Origin of the sequence: Streptomyces sp. NPDC002734, from assembly GCF_040295685.1 — a bacterium.
Classification (GTDB): Bacteria; Actinomycetota; Actinomycetes; order Streptomycetales; family Streptomycetaceae; genus Streptomyces.
Window position 1 is genome coordinate 99946 of sequence record NZ_JBEOVU010000016.1, and the last position, 17178, is coordinate 117123.

At 73.5% G+C, this 17178-nt stretch carries 16 protein-coding genes; 9 read left to right on the forward strand and 7 right to left on the reverse strand.

Annotated features, from left to right (window positions below):
• Positions 1-545: 545 nt before the first annotated feature.
• A complete protein-coding gene (locus ABT026_RS16585) occupies positions 546-1856 on the forward strand; it encodes a transglycosylase family protein (protein WP_351115162.1) in 1311 nt (436 codons plus the stop codon).
• On the opposite strand, the gene ABT026_RS16590 is transcribed toward ABT026_RS16585, so the two are convergent.
• Positions 1826-2818 carry a DMT family transporter gene (locus tag ABT026_RS16590; RefSeq protein ID WP_351115163.1) on the reverse strand — a complete coding sequence of 331 codons (993 nt, stop codon included), beginning with the start codon at positions 2816-2818 and terminating at the stop codon, positions 1826-1828. The genes ABT026_RS16585 and ABT026_RS16590 overlap by 31 nt on opposite strands.
• Positions 2819-3077: 259 nt before the next feature.
• Here ABT026_RS16590 and glgC point away from each other — a divergent pair, with 259 nt between their 5' ends.
• The 3 genes from glgC to ABT026_RS16605 all read left to right on the forward strand — a co-directional run bounded on the left by glgC (position 3078) and on the right by ABT026_RS16605 (position 6551).
• A complete protein-coding gene (gene glgC, locus ABT026_RS16595; protein WP_351115164.1) occupies positions 3078-4307 on the forward strand; it encodes a glucose-1-phosphate adenylyltransferase in 1230 nt (409 codons plus the stop codon).
• Between the two features lie 195 nt (positions 4308-4502).
• Positions 4503-6041: an SDR family NAD(P)-dependent oxidoreductase gene (locus ABT026_RS16600; RefSeq protein WP_351115166.1), complete on the forward strand. Its 1539-nt coding sequence runs from the start codon at positions 4503-4505 to the stop codon at positions 6039-6041.
• A gap of 330 nt (positions 6042-6371) precedes the next feature.
• Entirely contained in the window at positions 6372-6551 is a 180-nt protein-coding gene (locus ABT026_RS16605) for a hypothetical protein (protein ID WP_351115243.1), read from the forward strand.
• Between the two features lie 141 nt (positions 6552-6692).
• Here ABT026_RS16605 and ABT026_RS16610 read toward each other — a convergent pair whose 3' ends face one another.
• The gene (locus ABT026_RS16610; RefSeq protein ID WP_351115168.1) at positions 6693-8099 is read right to left on the reverse strand and encodes a lipase maturation factor family protein; all 1407 of its coding nucleotides are present in this window, start codon (positions 8097-8099) and stop codon (positions 6693-6695) included.
• A 110-nt stretch (positions 8100-8209) separates the two neighbouring features.
• Here ABT026_RS16610 and ABT026_RS16615 point away from each other — a divergent pair, with 110 nt between their 5' ends.
• The 3 genes from ABT026_RS16615 to ABT026_RS16625 all read left to right on the forward strand — a co-directional run bounded on the left by ABT026_RS16615 (position 8210) and on the right by ABT026_RS16625 (position 11564).
• Positions 8210-8464 (forward strand): hypothetical protein, encoded by a 255-nt coding sequence (locus ABT026_RS16615; protein WP_351115169.1) that lies wholly within the window; start codon positions 8210-8212, stop codon positions 8462-8464.
• Between the two features lie 76 nt (positions 8465-8540).
• Positions 8541-10616 carry a SpoIIE family protein phosphatase gene (locus ABT026_RS16620; RefSeq protein ID WP_351115170.1) on the forward strand — a complete coding sequence of 692 codons (2076 nt, stop codon included), beginning with the start codon at positions 8541-8543 and terminating at the stop codon, positions 10614-10616.
• Positions 10617-10697: 81 nt separating this feature from the next.
• The gene (locus ABT026_RS16625) at positions 10698-11564 is read left to right on the forward strand and encodes an Fpg/Nei family DNA glycosylase (RefSeq protein WP_351115171.1); all 867 of its coding nucleotides are present in this window, start codon (positions 10698-10700) and stop codon (positions 11562-11564) included.
• Between the two features lie 18 nt (positions 11565-11582).
• Here ABT026_RS16625 and ABT026_RS16630 read toward each other — a convergent pair whose 3' ends face one another.
• Complete coding sequence (locus tag ABT026_RS16630) at positions 11583-12089, reverse strand: hypothetical protein (RefSeq protein ID WP_351115173.1); 507 nt, start codon at positions 12087-12089, stop codon at positions 11583-11585.
• Between the two features lie 109 nt (positions 12090-12198).
• On the reverse strand, positions 12199-12747 hold the full coding sequence (locus ABT026_RS16635) for a sigma-70 family RNA polymerase sigma factor (RefSeq protein ID WP_351115174.1): 549 nt from the start codon (positions 12745-12747) through the stop codon (positions 12199-12201).
• Positions 12748-12956: 209 nt separating this feature from the next.
• On the opposite strand from ABT026_RS16635, the gene ABT026_RS16640 reads away from it, so the two are divergent.
• Positions 12957-13865 (forward strand): polysaccharide deacetylase family protein, encoded by a 909-nt coding sequence (locus tag ABT026_RS16640; RefSeq protein WP_351115176.1) that lies wholly within the window; start codon positions 12957-12959, stop codon positions 13863-13865.
• A 75-nt stretch (positions 13866-13940) separates the two neighbouring features.
• Here the strand turns inward: ABT026_RS16640 and ABT026_RS16645 are convergent, their stop codons facing one another.
• Complete coding sequence (locus ABT026_RS16645; protein WP_351115177.1) at positions 13941-14603, reverse strand: class F sortase; 663 nt, start codon at positions 14601-14603, stop codon at positions 13941-13943.
• Between the two features lie 332 nt (positions 14604-14935).
• Between ABT026_RS16645 and ABT026_RS16650 the strand changes: the two genes are divergently transcribed.
• Positions 14936-15430, forward strand: a complete 495-nt coding sequence (locus ABT026_RS16650; RefSeq protein ID WP_351115178.1) for a hypothetical protein — start codon at positions 14936-14938, stop codon at positions 15428-15430.
• Positions 15431-15591: 161 nt separating this feature from the next.
• On the opposite strand, the gene ABT026_RS16655 is transcribed toward ABT026_RS16650, so the two are convergent.
• Positions 15592-16215, reverse strand: a complete 624-nt coding sequence (locus ABT026_RS16655; RefSeq protein WP_351115179.1) for a hypothetical protein — start codon at positions 16213-16215, stop codon at positions 15592-15594.
• Positions 16216-16394: 179 nt separating this feature from the next.
• Positions 16395-17159, reverse strand: coding sequence for a bestrophin-like domain (locus ABT026_RS16660; RefSeq protein ID WP_351115180.1), 765 nt, complete (start codon positions 17157-17159; stop codon positions 16395-16397).
• Positions 17160-17178 lie beyond the last annotated feature (19 nt).

Below are 17178 nucleotides of genomic sequence, written 5' to 3' on the forward strand. Positions count from 1 at the left end.
CCCGGTCCCGCCCCCGACCCGGGGCCCGGACCGGACCCGTTCCCCGACCCCGTGCCCGAGCCCGGCCCCAACCCGGTGCCGGCGCCCGAACCGCCCGGACCGCCGCGGCCGACGCCCCCGCCGCCGGGCCCCAGGCCCACGCCGCCCGGCCCCAGGCCCACGCCGCCCGGCCCCGGCCCCACGCCGCCCGGCCCCGGCCCCACGCCGCCCGGCCCCGGCCCCACGCCGCCGGATCCCGGCCCCGTCCCACCGGGGCCCGCACCCTCGCCCGTCCCGCGACCGCCCGGCCCGGATCCCGTGCCCGACCCGGAACCGGGCCCGCCGCGCTCGGACAGGCCCGGGCTGTGACGTGAACCTCAGGGGCGTCCGGCGCTTTCGCGCCAGGCGCCCCTCCCGGCGTCCACCCGGGCATATTCGTCCGGTGATATCCGTCAACAGCGGGTTTACCGGCATCCGGACCGCCACAGGCGTCCGAATACCTTCTTGTGACCCTCTGTCACTGCGCTTACGTTCTGTGTCTCCTGCAGCGTGTCGAGGAGGCACCGATGGCCGCACGCGGCCGGCACCGCCGGTACCAGCCCAACAGACTCAACCGGGCGTCGCTCAGCGTCACCGCGGGTGGCGCGGGTCTCGCGCTCCCGCTGGTCGCCGCCGGCACCGCCGACGCCGCCGACGCGGCCACCTGGGACCGGGTGGCCGCCTGCGAGGCGAGCGGCGACTGGGACATCAACACCGGCAACGGTTACTACGGCGGGCTCCAGTTCAGTCAGTCCACCTGGGAGGCCTTCGGCGGCCGCGCCTACGCGGCGCGCGCCGACCAGGCCACCCGCGCGGAGCAGATCGCCGTCGCCGAGAAGGTGCTCAAGGTCCAGGGGCCCGGCGCCTGGCCGGTCTGCTCGCAGCGCGCCGGGCTGGCCCGGGGCGGCCCCGCCCCCGACCTCGGCGACGGATCGGGCGGCACGGCGAGACCCGCGTCCGGGAAGAAGGCCGGCTCAGGCACTCCCGCCAAGGCCGGCGGCTCCGCCGCGTCCGGCTCCGCGACGTCGAACTCCCGTTCGGGCGCGAACGGCGACGACAAGAAGGACGTCCGGCCCCAGACCACGCCCCAGTCCCGGGCCGGCAAGACCGACATGTACACCGTCGTCCGCGGGGACAGCCTCTCCGGCATCGCGGACGCCCGCGAGGTCCAGGGCGGCTGGCAGTCCCTCTACGCGGCCAACCGCTCGACGGTGGGCTCCGACCCCGACCTGATCATGCCGGGCCAGCGGCTGCGGATGCCGGACACCGCCCGCCCCGGATCGCCAGCACAGCAGAAACCGCAGAGCGGAGCCAAGGCCGGCGAACAGCGCAAGGCGGAGCAGAAGAAGCCCCAGGCCAAGAAGCCCGCGCCGCAGAAGGCCGACGGACACAAGAGCGAGCGGCAGAAGACCGAGGCCCGCCCCGCCGCCACCCGCAACCGGGTGGCCCCCGTGGACGCCGCGCTCGGCACCGCCTACCGGGCCCACGGCTCCTCGTGGTCGAAGGGCTACCACACCGGCGTCGACTTCCCGGTACCGACCGGCACCGCCGTGAAGTCCGTCGGCGCGGGACAGGTCGTCACGGCCGGCTGGGGCGGATCCTTCGGCTACCAGGTGGTGGTCCGGCACGCCGACGGGCGCTACTCGCAGTACGCCCACCTGTCGGCGATCTCCGTGCGGTCCGGTCAGTCGGTGACCGCCGGGCAGCGCCTCGGACGCTCCGGCTCCACCGGCAACAGCTCCGGCCCGCACCTGCACTTCGAGGTGCGCACCGGCCCGGGCTTCGGCAGCGACGTCGACCCCCTGGCCTACCTGCGGGCGGGCGGCGTCGCCATCTGAACGCGTTCCGGGCCGTGGCGGTCCCCGTCCGGCCCGGACCTCCCGTCCCGCTCCGAGGACCCCTCGTCCGACGGCGTCCGGTCCGGGGCCGCCGGTTCCGCGGGCTCCCGCTCGCCGGACGCCTGCGCCGGCACCTCGGCGTGGGCGCGCCCCACGGAGAGCAGGACCAGCCCCGCCGCCGCGACCACGCCGCAGCCGGTGGCCAGCACCGCCCCGAGCGCGCCCATGCGGAACGACTCCCCGAACAGGACCAGACCCACCACCGTGGCGGCCACCGGGTTGACCACCGTCAGCGTCGCCAGCGGCGCGTGCAGGCCGCCGGCGTGGTAGGCCGACTGCGACAGCAGCAGGCCCGCCGCCGACAGGGCCACCACCGCCACGACCGAGGGCAGGCCGGACAGGACCAGCCCGTCGGACTGGTCGGCGGCCACCGCCTTGGTGAAGACCGAGCCGAGGCCGAAGGCGATGCCCGACCCGGTGGCCAGCGCGGCGGCCCGGACGGCCGGATGCGTGCCGGCGCCCTTCGCCACCGCCATCAGCGCCGCGAGCACGACGGCGGTGACGACCACCAGCACGATGCGCTCGCCGCCCGTGGGCGTGCGGGTGCCCGAGCCGGAGACCAGCGCCAGCAGGCCCGCCAGCCCCGCGGTGGCCAGGAACGCCCCGCGCCAGGCCGTCCGGTCGCCCGCCGCGCGGCCCACGAAGAGCGCGGCCATCGGCAGCGCGAACACGATGGTCAGCGCGCCCATCGGCTGCACCACGCTGAGCGGACCGAGCGCCAGCGCGGCGACGTGCAGCCCCGCGCCCACACCGTTGAGCGCCACCGCCGCCCACCACACCAGGTCGCCCAGCGGCAGGGAGCCGTTGCGGCGGACCGCGACGCGCTCCTGCACGATCGCCCCGCCGGCGTACGCCACGGCGGAGACGAGCGAGAGGACCACGGACCACATCAGGGGACTCATCGGCCGCACTCCGCGTGTCGCCGCGGCGTTCGTATCTGCTGCACGGACCACATCGTGCCGGTCATGCCCACCTCCGTCGTCGTACCGGAGGCGTTCTTCCGTCCTTCACGGGTCCTCCTGATGGTGGAGTACCCGGAAAGATCCGATCCTCCCCCGGACGGGTGACATGGCCTTGCTCTCACGGCAGGATTGGCAGGTCACAGGGCGGGGCACTCGGATCATGACCTAAGGGGTGGGTGAACCGGTGAGAGGAGCGGCGATGCGTCGTGGTGGGCCAACCGTACTCGGCATTGTGCTGGCGGGCGGCGAGGGAAAGCGACTGATGCCGCTGACGGCGGACCGCGCCAAGCCGGCCGTCACGTTCGGCGGGACGTACCGTCTCGTGGACTTCGTGCTGTCCAACCTCGTGAACGCGGACATCCGGCACATCGCCGTGCTGACCCAGTACAAGTCGCACTCGCTGGACCGCCACATCACGACCACCTGGCGCATGTCCAGCCTGCTCGGCAACTACGTCACCCCCGTGCCGGCCCAGCAGCGCCTGGGCAAGCAGTGGTACCAGGGCAGTGCCGACGCCATCCACCAGTCGCTGAACCTGATCCGCGACGAGGAGCCCGACTACGTCGTCGTCTTCGGCGCCGACCACGTGTACCGCATGGACCCCCGCGAGATGCTGCGCCAGCACATCGAGAGCGGAGCGGGCGCGACGGTGGCCGGACTGCGGGTGCCGCGCTCGGAGTCCTCGCAGTTCGGCGTGATCACCCCGGCCGCCGACGGCCGCACCGTCGAGCGCTTCCTGGAGAAGCCGGCCGACCCGCCGGGCCTGGCCGACGACCCGGACTCCATCCTCGCCTCCATGGGCAACTACATCTTCACCACCAGCGTGCTGGTGGAGGCCCTGCACCGGGACGCCGAGAACGAGGACTCCGACCACGACATGGGCGGCGACATCCTGCCCATGCTCACCGCGAGCGGCGACGCCGCCGTCTACGACTTCAGCACCAACCACGTCCCCGGCGAGACCAAGCGCGACCAGGGCTACTGGCGTGACGTGGGAACGATCGACGCCTACTACGACGCCCACATGGACCTGCTCGCCGACCGGCCGGTGTTCAACCTGTACAACCGCGACTGGCCCATCTACACCCACCACCCGACGCTCTCCCCGGCCCGCTTCAACGCCGGAGGCATCGCCACCGAGTCGATCGTCAGCCCCGGCTGCCTCATCAAGGGCCAGGTGACGCGTTCGGTGCTCTCCCCGGGCGTGGTCGTCGAGCCCGACGCCGTGGTGCAGAACTCCGTGATCCACGACAACGTCCGCATCGGCCGGGGCGCCGTCGTCCGCAACGCCATCCTCGACAAGAACATCGACGTCCCGCCGGGCGCCACCATCGGCGTCAACCCGGAGCGCGACGCCGAGCTCTACACCGTCTCCGACAACGGCGTCGTGGTACTGGGGAAGGCGCAGCCGGTACCCGCCCCCATGTGACACCCCGTGTGACGCTCGACGCCTCCGCCGTCGCCCATTTGGCGGACGTCGGCGGCCCTCAGTATCCTCGCCACCTGGTGGGACAGAATCCGGACGACGATCCGCGACACGGCTCCCACCGCCTTCATGTGGGAGCCGCGCGGTCACTCGACCGAGCTACGCGGCTGAGCGAGTGACGCGAGGAACACAGCGGCGATGACGGTGACGGACGACGGCCAGGGCACTGCCACGCGCGACCTGGGGGAGAGCGGGAACGGTTCGGCGAGGATCCCCTCCCAGCAGGACCACGGCGCGGAGGACTGGGGCCCGGGCATCGATCCGGAGCGCCTGGCCGTCTGCCTGAGCGTGCTCGAGGAGCTCGACCGGATAGAGGTCGACCACCCCGACGCCGTCGCGGTCCGCCGCGCCACCTCGCACATCTACCGGACGGTCAAGCAGCGCCGCCGCCAGGAGCGCCGCGCCGCCAAGACCGCCCACGACCGCGCCGTCACCGAGGCCACCGCCACGGGCTCCGCGCAGCGCATCGACGACGAGACGGCCGGCGTCCTGCCGTCCTCCTCCGTCGACGAGGGACGCCGGATCGCCGGCGTGCTGCAGCGGCCGCGCTCCTGCTACACCTGCAAGGACCGCTACGTCGAGGTCGACTACTTTTACCACCAGCTCTGCCCGCGGTGCGCGGACGAGAACCGGTCCCGCCGTGACGCCCGCACCGACCTGACCGGGCGGCGCGCGCTGCTCACCGGCGGCCGCGCCAAGATCGGCATGTACATCGCGCTGCGCCTGCTGCGGGACGGCGCGCACACCACGGTCACCACCCGCTTCCCCAACGACGCCATCCGCCGCTTCAAGGCGATGCCGGACAGCGACGAGTGGATCCACCGCCTGGACATCGTCGGCATCGACCTGCGCGACCCCGCCCAGGTCGTCGCGCTGGCCGACTCGGTGACGGCCCAGGGACACCTGGACATCCTGATCAACAACGCCGCCCAGACCGTGCGGCGCTCCCCGCAGGCCTACAGCGAGCTGCTGGCCGCCGAGTCGGCGCCGCTGCCGAAGGGCGAGCTGCCCGCCGCCCGGGTGATCGGGGCGTTCGGCTCCGGCGCCGTCGCCGCCCTGCCGGTCTCCGGCGGCGGAGCGATCAGCGCCCAGGACGTCACCGACCTCGCGCTGGTCTCCGGCTCGGCCTCGCTGGAGCGGATCGCCGCCGGCACCGCCATCGACGCCGGCGGTCTCGTCCCCGACCTGCACGACACCAACAGCTGGGTGCAGTCCGTCGAGCAGGTCACCCCGGTGGAGCTGCTCGAGGTCCAGCTGTGCAACTCCACCGCGCCGTTCATCCTCATCAGCCGGCTGCGCGAGGCGATGGCCGCCTCCCCGAACCGCCGGACCTACATCGTCAACGTCTCCGCGATGGAGGGCGTCTTCGACCGCGGCTACAAGGGCGCGGGACACCCGCACACCAACATGGCCAAGGCCGCGCTGAACATGCTGACGCGCACCAGCGCGCAGGAGATGTTCGAGAAGGACCGCATCCTGATGACGGCCGTCGACACCGGCTGGATCACCGACGAGCGCCCGCACCCGGACAAGGTGCGCCTGGCCGAGGCCGGTTTCCACGCGCCGCTGGACCTGGTCGACGGCGCGGCCCGGGTCTACGACCCGATCGTGCGCGGCGAGGCGGGCGAGGACCTGTACGGGGTCTTCATGAAGGACTACGCGCCCGGCAAGTGGTGACCCGGTCCGGGGCGGCCGGGAGGCGGCCGGCAGCCGGCCGGGGGGACCGGTGACCCGTCGGACGTGAGACGGTAACGCAAAGTTTTCGGCGCTATCGAGCGGGAGTCCGCTCATTTGGTTACTCTTGTGCTGACGGACGTCGTGGCGGGGCCGCACCTGCCCCCCACGGTCCGCCGCAGGACAGGCCGGGCACGCCGGTCTGCCCGAGAAGAGATGCCGGCGCCACCGCGCTCGAACGGCCTCCCTACCGACCCGCACCCGGGAGGCGCCCGGGCGCCGAGCACAAGACGGCGCCGCGCCTCGAGGGTGACCCAACATGAGGAGTGCGCGGTGACACCGGAGAAGACGACGTCCAGCACGATCGCGAGCGAGCGGCCCGTCGGCCGAGGCCCGGCCGACGGTGACGGCCCCCTGGGCAGCCTGGAGGTGTGGGCCCGTTCCGCGCCCATCAGGCTGGCCGGCTACGAGGACGACCTCGCCGAGCCCCACATCCTGCCCAGCGTCGACTGACGGCCGTCGGCGACAGCGACGCCGAACGGCACGACGCGGGAACAGCGACCCGAGAACAGTGCGGGGCGAACGGCGGCCGGGCCACCACCGGCCGCCGTTCGCCGTGTCCGGCCGGTCGGAACAGCCGGTCGGAACAGCCGGTCAGGACAGCCGGGTGGGCGGCAGGAAGTCGCGGACGTACTCGCGCACCCAGTACACGCCCTCGGCGCGCCGCTCGGCCCGGGTGGCGAACCGGTAGCGGAAGAGCCGGGCGCGGATCCAGCGCGGCGGCGAGGTGGGCGGGAAGGGTGAGTGCCGCAGCAGCCGCAGCGTGTCCCGGTCGCCCTCGAGCAGTTTCTCCACCAGTGCCGTGAACCAACGGGCCGGCACCGGCGACAGGGCCAGGAACCACATCAGCCAGTCCAGCCGCAGGTGGTACGGGGCGAACTGCCGCGGCCGGCGCCGCACGTCGCCCGGCTTGCCCCGGAACTCGTAGGCGCGCCAGTCGGAGTCGTGGCGCGGCCGCTCGTCGTCCGTTCCCTCCACCACCACCTCGTGCCGCACCCGGGTCACGCTGCCGAACGCCCCGTAGGTGTTGACCAGATGCAGCGGGTCGAAGGACCGGTTCATCGCCTGACCGCGGGAGAGCAGGTTGCGCGCCGGTTTCCGGCTCAGCCACAGCAGCCCCGCGGCCACCGCGAGAACGGTGATCTCGTACCAGAGCGGTGCTCCCGGATCGCGTCGGGGCGCGGCGCCCCAGGGCCAGGCGATCGCGGGCAGCGCGATCACCACCGTCAGCCAGTTGAGCCAGGCGAAGTTGCCCGAGACGATCAGCCACAGCTGGGTGACGACCATGAGCGCGGCGGCCCAGGAGGCGACCGGCTGCGGGGTGAACAGCAGGAACGGCACCGCCAGCTGGGTGACGTGGTTGGCGGCCGCCTCCACCCGGTGCAACGGGCGCGGCAGGAGGTGGAAGAGACGGCTCAGCGGCCCGGGCATCGGCTGCGTCTCGTGGTGGTGGTACAGGCAGGTGAGCCGGCGCCAGCACTCGTCGCCGCGCATCTTGATCAGCCCGGCGCCGAACTCCAGCCGGAAGAGCAGCCAGCGCAGCAGGAACAGCACCACCACCGGAGGACCCACCTCGTCGTTGCCCAGCAGCACCGCGAGGAAGCCGGTCTCCAGCAGCAGCGACTCCCAGCCGAAGGCGTACCAGGTCTGACCGATGTTCACGACCGACAGGTACAGCGACCACGGGAGCAGCCACAGCAGCATCGACGCCCACAACGGCACCGGGTCGGCCGCTCCGGCCAGCAGGGCGGCCGAGACGGCGCAGCCGGTCCATGCGCAGACGGCGAAGAGCCGGTCGGAGAAGCGCAGCCGGAACAGGGTCGGCGCCTGCCGCCAGGTCGTCCGCGCCAGGAACCGGGGCGCGGGGGTCAGACCCCGCTCCCCGATCAGCGGCCGGAACTGCAGGGCGGCGGCGAGGAAGGCCACCAGGTAGACGGCCGCAAGGCCCCGCTGGAGGACCAGCCGGCCCGTCCAGTACTCCGGCGCGGTGAACCACTCCACGACCTCGCTCCTCCTTCCCGGCCGCCTCCGGGAGACCCCGGGACCGACCGGCCGTGACGCCCGCTTCCGTTTGCGTGACCGCACCCGACGCGGCAGACAATGGTGACGAAGTGCCCCGAACCGAGTGGGAGGACACCGTGCGCGCACCGATCAGGGTCGCCGTCGTCGCCTGCGCCGTGCCGCTCGCGCTGCTCGGCGCCTCGCCGGCGGGGGAGCGTCCCGGCGGGAGCGACGCCGAGCGGGCCCCCGGACCGGAGCGCGGGGTCGTCGAGAGCGGGACGGTGTCAGGAGTGACCCCGGGCGGGGTCGCCGTCGTGGACGCGGAGAGCGTCTTCGGCAGCCCCACCGATGTCTTCGGTGGCTGAGCGGGGTCCCCGCCGGAGACGGGCCGGGGTGGAGAGCGATTCGAAGAAACGGACAAATGCTGGCAAGGTGGTCTCCATGGTTGATGGGGACACCGAGGAGACACTCCCGGAGGAGTGGCCCGCCGGCCCCGAGCCGATCCTGGCGCTCAACCGCATGGGCACCTTCGACTGGGACCTCGAGACGGACCTGTTCAGCATGGACGCCCGGGCCCACGAGATCTTCGACCTGCGCCCCGAGGAGTTCGACGGCACCGCGAACGGCCTCAGCCCCCGGGTGCCCTCCACCGAGGCCGTCCGCCTCGACGAGACGGTCACCCGGGCGATGAAGGGGGGAGCCGAGAACTACGGCGGCTACTTCCGGGTCCGGCGCCGCGACGGCAGCATGCGCTGGACGCACACCCAGGGCTACATCCGGCGCGACGACAAGGGCCGCCCCCGCCGCGTCATCGGCATCGTCCGCGACGCCACCCAGGAGCTGAGGGAGAGCGAGGCCCGGCTCGAGCAGGCCGTCGAGGACGAGGCGCGCCGCCGCCAGACCGACGTCGTCCAGGGCCTCACCGCCGCCCTCTCGGCCGCCCGCACCGTCCGCGACGTGCTGCGCGTCCTCGGCGAGGCCCACCAGCGGACCCCGCTGGGGGTCTCCCTGGTGGTCCTCGGCCTGGTGGAGGGCGACCGCGTCGTGCTGGTCACCGAGGAGCCCCAGGACGCCGTCCCGGGGGTCCGCATCACCCGGGTGGACGAGCCGTACCCGATGAGCGAGGTGGTCCGCACCCTGCAGCCCCGCTACATCGAGTCCGCCAAGGAGTTCGCGGTCAACTACCCGATCCTGTGGGAGAAGCTGGTCCCCCTCCAGATCACCGCGGGAGCGTACCTGCCGCTGATCGCCGAGGGGAAGGCGGTCGGCGCCGTCGGCCTGCTCTACAGCGGCCGCCGGACCTTCACCCCGCAGGACAGGGCCCTGTTCGGCGCGCTCGGCGGGAGCGTGGCCCAGAGCCTGCAGCGCGCCATGCTCTACGAGCAGCAGATGGACCTCGCGCAGGGACTCCAGCAGGCCATGCTGCCCCGCACCATCCCCAGCGTGCCCGGCGCCGACATCGCCGTCCGCTACCGCTCCGCCGCCGCCGGGCGCGACATCGGCGGCGACTGGTACGACCTGATCCCGCTCCCCGGCGGCCGGGTCGGCGCCGTCATCGGCGACGTCCAGGGCCACGACACCCACGCCGCCGCCGTCATGGGCCAGCTGCGGATCGTGCTGCGCGCCTACGCGGCCGAGGGCCACACGCCGGGCACCGTGATGGCCCGCGCCTCCGTCTTCCTCCACGAGCTGGACACCGACCGCTTCGCCACCTGCCTGTACGCCGAGATCGACCCGACCACCGGGGTGGTCAAGATGGTGCGCGCCGGTCACCTCGACCCGATCCTGCGCGGCGGCGACGGAACCTGCCGGCGGATCCCCGTCGAGGGCGGGCTGCCGCTGGGACTGTCCGCCGAGTTCGGCGCGCTCACCTACCCGGTCACCACCTTCGAACTCTCCACCTTCCAGACGCTGGTGCTCTGCACCGACGGCCTGGTCGAGCTCCCGGGCGACGACCTCTCCGTCGGCCTGCGCGAGCTGATGGACTACATCTCGGAGGGGCCGGACGACGTCCGGGGGCTCGCCGACGCGCTGATCGACCGGGCCGACCGCAGGGGCGGCGACGACGACGTCGCCGTCCTGCTGCTGCGCCGCCGCGGCCCCGGCCGGCAGCGCAGCGGCGGACAGCTGCGGCAGGAGGTCGTGCCCGGCGACCCGGACGCGCTCGCCGAGACCCGCCACATGATCCGCGCGGCGGTGCGCGCCTGGGGCACCGTGGAGCGGGCCGACGAGATCGAACTGGCGGCGGACGAGCTGATCACCAACGCCCTGATGCACACCGAGGGGTGCGCCACCGTCACCCTGCGGGTGCTGCTCGGGCCGCAGCGGCTGCTGAGGATCGAGGTGGAGGACACCTCCAGCGCCCTGCCGCACCGCCGCGACCCCGGCCCGGTGGGCATGAGCGGCCGGGGGCTGATGCTGGTCGACCTGCTCGCCGACAGCTGGGGCGTCGAGGCCCGCGGCGGCGGCAAGTGCGTGTGGTGCGAGTTCTCGATGACCTGGTCCGAACCCGGGTAGGGCGGCGCCGGCCGGCCCCGCGGCCCTTGTCCCGCCGCGTCGGCGCGGGCGGCCCGCGGCGCCCCGTGGCAGGCTGGGGGTATGCCCGAACTGCCGGAGGTGGAGGCCCTCAGGGACTTCCTCCAGGACCACCTGGTCGGGCGGGAGATCACCCGCGTGCTCCCGCTCGCCGTCAGCGTGCTGAAGACCTACGACCCGCCGCCCTCGGCCCTGGAGGGGCGCACGGTGGCCGCCGTGCACCGGCACGGCAAGTTCCTGGACCTCGCCACGGCCGACGGAGGGCCGCGTCTGGTGACCCACCTGGCCCGGGCCGGCTGGCTGCGGTGGTACGACAGCCTCCCCGTCACTCCTCCCCGCCCCGGCAAGAGCCCGATCGCCCTGCGGGTCGCGCTGGACGACGGACAGGGCTTCGACCTGACCGAGGCCGGCACGCAGAAGCGGCTCGCCGTGTACGTGGTCCACGATCCCGCCCAGGTCCCCGGCGTCGCGAGCCTGGGACCCGACCCGCTCGCCGACGACTTCGACGAGGCCCGGTTCGCCGGACTGCTGGCGGGGGAGCGGCGGCAGCTGAAGGGCGCGCTGCGCGACCAGAGCCTGATCGCCGGCGTCGGCAACGCGTACAGCGACGAGATCCTGCACGCCGCGCGGATGTCCCCGTTCAAGCTCACCGGTTCGCTGACGCCCGAGGAGATCCATCGGCTCCACGAGGCGCTGCGCTCGACGCTCACCGAGGCGGTGGAACGCTCCCGCGGGGTGGCCGCCGGACGGCTGAAGGCCGAGAAGAGGAGCGGCATGCGGGTGCACGGCAGGACCGGCGAACCCTGCCCGGTCTGCGGGGACACCGTCCGCGAGGTGTCCTTCAGCGACTCCTCGCTGCAGTACTGCCCCACCTGCCAGACCGGCGGCCGTCCCCTGGCCGACCGGCGTCTGTCGCGCCTGCTCAAGTGACGCGGAGCAGCACCTGACTCAGAACAGGTGGATGGCGAGGTGGCTGAGCGGGAGACCCAGCTGCCAGGCCGGCGTCCACCGCTGCGGCCCGTCGTCCCCGGGCACCGGACCGCCGCCGGGCACCGCGTCCAGATCCGGGGCGAGCAGCTCGGTCTCCTCCAGCCAGCGCCAGGCGGCCAGGGCCAGTCGCAGGTCCGGGCCCGGCCGGCCGCCCCGCTCGGCTGCCTGCGCGGTCAGCGCGTCCAGCCGCCCGCGCACCCAGTCCTGCCACGGCTGGTCGTAGGCCGTCAGGGAACGCCAGGTCTCCAGCCGGGTCACCACCTGGACGCCGCTCAGCTCGCCCTCCAGGTCGGAGAGGAACACCGTCAGCGCCAGCGCCTCCCGCCCCGCCCGGTACTCGAACGAGGTCGGCGGCATCAGGTCCCCGGACCGCAGCAGCTCCTCGGCGATGTACTCGGCGTACAGCCACGCCATCGGCACCGTCAGCCCGTCGGGCTCCGCGCGTCCTTCTCCTGTGTCCACCATGACTGCCTGCCTTCCTCCGGCCGTCCGCAACGAACCGATGGGAACAGCCGATTACTCAACCATGGTCATCGGCAAGGCGCTTTAAGAAGGCTTGACCGTGACGTCGGTTTCACCGCAGGTCGGGTGCGTAGCCGGGAAGCACCCTCCGCAGGGCCCGCAAGGCATAGTACGCACGGGACTTGACCGTTCCGGCAGGTATGCCGAGCGCGTCCGCGGCCTCCGCGACGCTGGCGCCCCGGAAGTACACCAGCACCAGGACGTCGCGATGCTCGGGCGACAGCCGCCGCACCGCCTCGCGGACGTCCAGTGCGGCCGCCGACCGCTCCGCGTGGTCCGCGCACACCCGCGCGTTCTCCAGCACCGCGTCACCCACCTCGGCGGGGCGCGCCTGGCGGGCCCGCCGGGCGTCGATGGCCAGTCTGCGGGCCACCGTGAGCAGCCAGGGGCGCACCGACTCGAAGGCGTCGTCGTGGAGCGCCGCGGGGTTCTGCCAGGCCCGGACCAGGGTCTCCTGGACCAGGTCCTCGGCACGCTGGCGGTCGCCGTCGCACAGCCTGAGCAGCAGGGCGAACAGGGGGCGCCCGTGCTCCCGCTGGAGCCGCGCCAGCTCGTGCTCGGCGGTCGTTCCTCGGTTCATGGTGGTCGTCGCGGCCGTCATGGCCGTATGGCATCGCACGCCGCGACGGCGAAACAGTGGGCGGGCGCGGATCTGCGGCGGACGGTCGAACGCGTCGCCGAGCGGTGCGACGAACGGTCGACCGGCGCCGCTGAGCGACACGCCGTGTCCCGTGCTCCGCAAGGGTGCAATCACCCCCCGCCACGCCCATCCGGGATGCGACGAGCGTTGGGCCGCGCGACTGATTAATCATGAAATTGGATGAACTGCTCGACCGGCGTGGCGTGTCCCGCCGGAGCGCGCTGATCGCGGGGGCCTCCGCCCTCATGGCGGCGGGCACGGCGGGCGTCGTGTCCCTCTTCTCCTCCGATACACCGCCCACCCGCACGCCTGCCGCAGGCGCCCCCTCGGCGAAAGCGGCGGGCGGGGCGCCCGGCCGGGCCGCCAGGGCGCCCGGCGCCGCCGGCGCCGCCCGCTCGCCCGTCTCCTCCTCGTACCGCCTGAGCCCGCTGGCCGGCTTCGCCCCGCCCGCGGTGAAACCGGCCCGCACGCCGGTGCGCGACGAACCGTTCCTGAGGGTCGGCGGCCTGGGCCGCACCGTCGTCCTCACCTTCGATGACGGCCCCGACCCCCGCTACACCCCCGAGGTCCTGCGCACCCTGCGCGAACACCGACTGCACGCCATGTTCTTCGTCTGCGGGAACATGGTCGAGGCCAACCCGGACCTGCTCCGGCGGATGATCGCCGAGGGCCACGTGATCGGCAACCACACCTGGTCCCACCCGCTGCTCACCCAGCTCTCGCGTTCCGCCGTGCGCTCCGAGATGGAACGCACCAGCGAGATCGTCGAGAAGTCCTGCGGGGTACGCCCCGCATGGTTCCGCGCCCCCTACGGCGCCTGGAACCGGGAGGCCTACCGCTTCGGCGCGGAACTGGGCATGGAGCCGATGGCCTGGACCGTCGACACCCTCGACTGGCGCACCCCGGGCGTCGGGGCCATCGCGGCCACCGTGGAGAAGGAGGCCTCGCCGGGCGCCGTGGTGCTCTCCCACGACGCCGGCGGCAACCGGTCGCAGAGCGTCCAGGCGCTGCGCCGCTACCTGCCCCGGCTGCTCGACGAGGGCTACCACGTCGCGGTGCCCCGGCGGCGCGCGGTCTGACCAAGGCGTACGACGACGGTGGGCCGGTACGAGTTGACGCTCGTACCGGCCCACCGTCGTGGGAGACGACCGGTCTCAGTGGACCTCGACCAGGCGGGCGAAGACCACCACGTTCCCCGCGTAGCCCTCCTGCGGGGAGTAGCCGCCGCCACAGGTGATGACCCGCAGTTCGGGTGTGCCGGTGGCACCGTAGACGCGCTCGCCGGGGAAGTTGTTCTTGTCGTAGACCTCGATGCCGTAGATCTCGAAGACGGCGAGCTTCCCGTCCTTGCGCAGCACCTCGACCTTGTTCCCCTGCTTGAGCGCACCCAGACCGTAGAAGACCGCCGGCCCCTGCGCGTTGTCCACGTGGCCCACCAGCACGGACGTGCCGTTCTCACCGGGGGTCACCGCGCCGCTGAACCAGCCGGCCAGGTTGGGGTCCTCCGGCGGCGGCGCCGCGACCCAGCCGTCGGGGTCCAGGCCCACCGGGACGACCGGCGCGTCCACCTGGATCGACTGGATCCGCACCCGGTCCACCTCGGAGTACGGCAGCGGGGCGGGCGCTCCGGGGAAGGCCTGCGGACGGACCCGGGTGTCGGCGGCGGCCACCGACGTGGGCTGCGGGGGACCGGTGTCGAACTCCCCCGAGCCGTTCCGGATGAGCGCGAGCCCGGTGAGGAGCACCAGCGCCATCACGCCCCAGGGCGCGCGCCGTCGGGGCCGCTCCTCCTCTTCCGCCAGTTCGGACGCAGACATGTTCGCCATTCCCCTCTCGACGCGGCCGTCGCCGTGTCTGTCGCGATAGCAGAACGCTAAGCGCGGTGCGCGCGACCGGCATCGGGGCGAGGGCGAACGGGTGGCCGCGCAGGGCGCCCCTGAGCCATCCGGGGCGGCACCGGAGAAAATCTCCGGTCCCGCGTGACCTGCGGAGATGACGCATTCGGCGCGTCCCTGCGGCGTGTCGGCTCACCAGGACGGCGGAAGCCCGAAATGCGGGGGAACAGCGGGCGACCCAGGGTCTGACTGGGAGGCGCTTTCTCGCCGATCGACCGGGGACGGGTCCCGGGGCGTCTTCCGCGGAGGAACACATGCGTACTCGTGCCCTGGCGGTCTCGGCCGCCGCGTTCGCCGCCATCGGGCTCGCTGCCCCGACGGCCGGCGCCTGGTCGGACCCCAGCAGCATCCAGGTCAGCCCCAGCACCATCGCCCCGGGCGGGCAGCTCACCGTCACGGTGGAGGGCAGCTCCTGCCGCATGCCGGGCTCGACGGTGACCTCGCCGGCCTTCCCCTCGACCTCCCTCACCCCGGTCAGTGGCAGCAGGACCAAGTCCACTGCCACGGTGCGGGTCAACTCCAACGCCACCGCGGGGTCGCACAGCATCACCGCCAACTGCGGTGAGGGCAAGACCCTGACCCGGTCCAACGCCTTCACCGTCCTCGGCGGCGTCCGCGGCGGCCTGGGCGGCAGCTCCCTCACCGGCGCCACGCCCACCGACGTCGCCATCGGCGGCGGGCTGGTCGCCGCCGCGGCCCTCGGCGGCGGCTTCTTCTGGATGCGCCGCCGCGCGGAGAGCCGTATCTGATCCCGCCCGGCGGTCCGGCGGTCAGCAGTCCAGCAATCCAGCAGTCCAGCGTTCCGGGGAACGTCGCATGCGCCGGCGTCCCGCCCCGCACCCCCGACGGGGGTGCGGGGCGGGACGCCGTTCCGGTGTCCGGCGCCCGCGCTCCGGGCCCAGTCCCGCGCTCAGCCCTGGTCGTCCGTCGTCGTGGCGGAGCGGGTCCTGCGATAGGCGGTCGCCAGCGCGCCGGTCACCAGCAGCGCGCCCAGACCGAGGTCGCCCAGGTCGAGCCCGGCGGTGGTGCCGCCCGCGCCGGCGTGCGCTCCGTGCTCCGGCTGCCCTGAGGAGTGGCCCCCGGGCGGCGGAACGGGAACCGGCGAACCGCTGTGCCCCGGACGGCTGGGGACGGGCGCCGGACGGGTGGGCGTCGGGGCCGGTCCCGGACGGACGGCCCGCACCCTCAGCTCGGTCACCCCCGTCTCGCGTCCGCACCGGAACGAGACCTGGTGGACCGTGCCGGGACGGGCGTCCCGGTGGATCCGGGTCCGGGCGGTCGTGCGGCCCTCGGGGATCGTGACCGTGGCGAAGAGGTCCGAGGACACCCGCGCCGTGTGCGGGCAGCCGTCCACCGACAGGGTGACCCTGCCGCCCGGAGCGACGGCCTCCGGGGCGACGGCGAACGAGAACGAGGTGCCGCCCTCGGCGCGCGGCGCGCTCCGGGCCGCGAACGCGACACCGGGCGTGACCGCGATGGCGGTCACGCCCAGCACGACGGCCGATGCGACGCGTATGACTCCCGTGACGCCCATGACGCCCTCCGGTTCTGCCGGTGCGGGCGGCGGACCTGCTCCACCGACCCTGCCTGGGCAGCACGCTAGGAACACGGCGGCCGGCCCGCGATCCCGCTCGGGCGAACGGGTGACGGCACTGCGCCGGACGGGTCGTCCGGCCCCCCGGAAGGTGTGGCGGGCCGCGGGCCCGCGACGGCCTACGTCGCCACGCCGGGGAACAACGCCGTGAACGGGGTGGCGTCCACGTCCATGCCCCGGCTGAACGGGGCGTCGAAGTCCCAGACCAGGAACAGCAGGAAGGCGATCAGCGCGGAGAACAGACCCGCCAGCACCAACTCCCGTGCGGTACGCCGGATCTGGAGGGCGAAGACCATGCCGATGGTCACCATCGCGCCGATGATCAGCCCGAACCACACCACCCCGGGCATCGTCGCCTGCGTGGCGTCCTCCCGGGCCCCGCGGGCCTGGTCCGCCACGGTCAGCTGGTCGAGCAGGGGCTGGTAGGCCTGTGCCTCGTAGTCCGACGCCGGCCGGTAGTCGGTCAGGTCGTGCCGGAGGCGCTCGAGGAGCGCCGTGCCCCGGCCGGTGAGCCGGCCCTCGTCGGCCATCGTCCCCCACTCGGTGTTCACCACGTGGCCGACGTAGGCACGTACGTCCTGCCTGATGTGGTCACGGACCTCCGCGGGATACGGCCGCACCCGTTCGGAGATCTCGTGCAGGGCCATCGCCTCGGCCCGCACGTTGTCCTGCGCGGCGCTGCGGGCCTCCCAGACGCCGGCGATCGCGAGACCGAGGACGATCGCGTAGACCACGCCGATCATCATCGTCATGTACTCGATCACGTCGGGGGTGTCGTCCGGGTCGTCGTCCTCCCGCGCCGTGCGCTCCCGGATGAAGGCGACCACGACGACCACGGCGCACGCGGCGGCCATCGCGAGGGCGAGTACGAGCCATTCCGGCAAGAAATCCTCCTGAGGAGCG

Excerpts from the sequence above, each read along its gene's own strand:
- ABT026_RS16585 (WP_351115162.1), top strand. The coding sequence starts at position 546 with ATGGCCGCACGCGGCCGGCACCGCCGGTACCAGCCCAACAGACTCAAC.
- ABT026_RS16590 (WP_351115163.1), bottom strand. The coding sequence starts at position 2,818 with ATGAGTCCCCTGATGTGGTCCGTGGTCCTCTCGCTCGTCTCCGCCGTG.
- glgC (WP_351115164.1), top strand. The coding sequence starts at position 3,078 with ATGCGTCGTGGTGGGCCAACCGTACTCGGCATTGTGCTGGCGGGCGGC.
- ABT026_RS16600 (WP_351115166.1), top strand. The coding sequence starts at position 4,503 with ATGACGGTGACGGACGACGGCCAGGGCACTGCCACGCGCGACCTGGGG.
- ABT026_RS16620 (WP_351115170.1), top strand. The coding sequence starts at position 8,541 with ATGGTTGATGGGGACACCGAGGAGACACTCCCGGAGGAGTGGCCCGCC.
- ABT026_RS16625 (WP_351115171.1), top strand. The coding sequence starts at position 10,698 with ATGCCCGAACTGCCGGAGGTGGAGGCCCTCAGGGACTTCCTCCAGGAC.
- ABT026_RS16630 (WP_351115173.1), bottom strand. The coding sequence starts at position 12,089 with ATGGTGGACACAGGAGAAGGACGCGCGGAGCCCGACGGGCTGACGGTG.
- ABT026_RS16635 (WP_351115174.1), bottom strand. The coding sequence starts at position 12,747 with ATGACGGCCGCGACGACCACCATGAACCGAGGAACGACCGCCGAGCAC.
- ABT026_RS16640 (WP_351115176.1), top strand. The coding sequence starts at position 12,957 with ATGAAATTGGATGAACTGCTCGACCGGCGTGGCGTGTCCCGCCGGAGC.
- ABT026_RS16645 (WP_351115177.1), bottom strand. The coding sequence starts at position 14,603 with ATGTCTGCGTCCGAACTGGCGGAAGAGGAGGAGCGGCCCCGACGGCGC.
- ABT026_RS16650 (WP_351115178.1), top strand. The coding sequence starts at position 14,936 with ATGCGTACTCGTGCCCTGGCGGTCTCGGCCGCCGCGTTCGCCGCCATC.
- ABT026_RS16655 (WP_351115179.1), bottom strand. The coding sequence starts at position 16,215 with ATGGGCGTCACGGGAGTCATACGCGTCGCATCGGCCGTCGTGCTGGGC.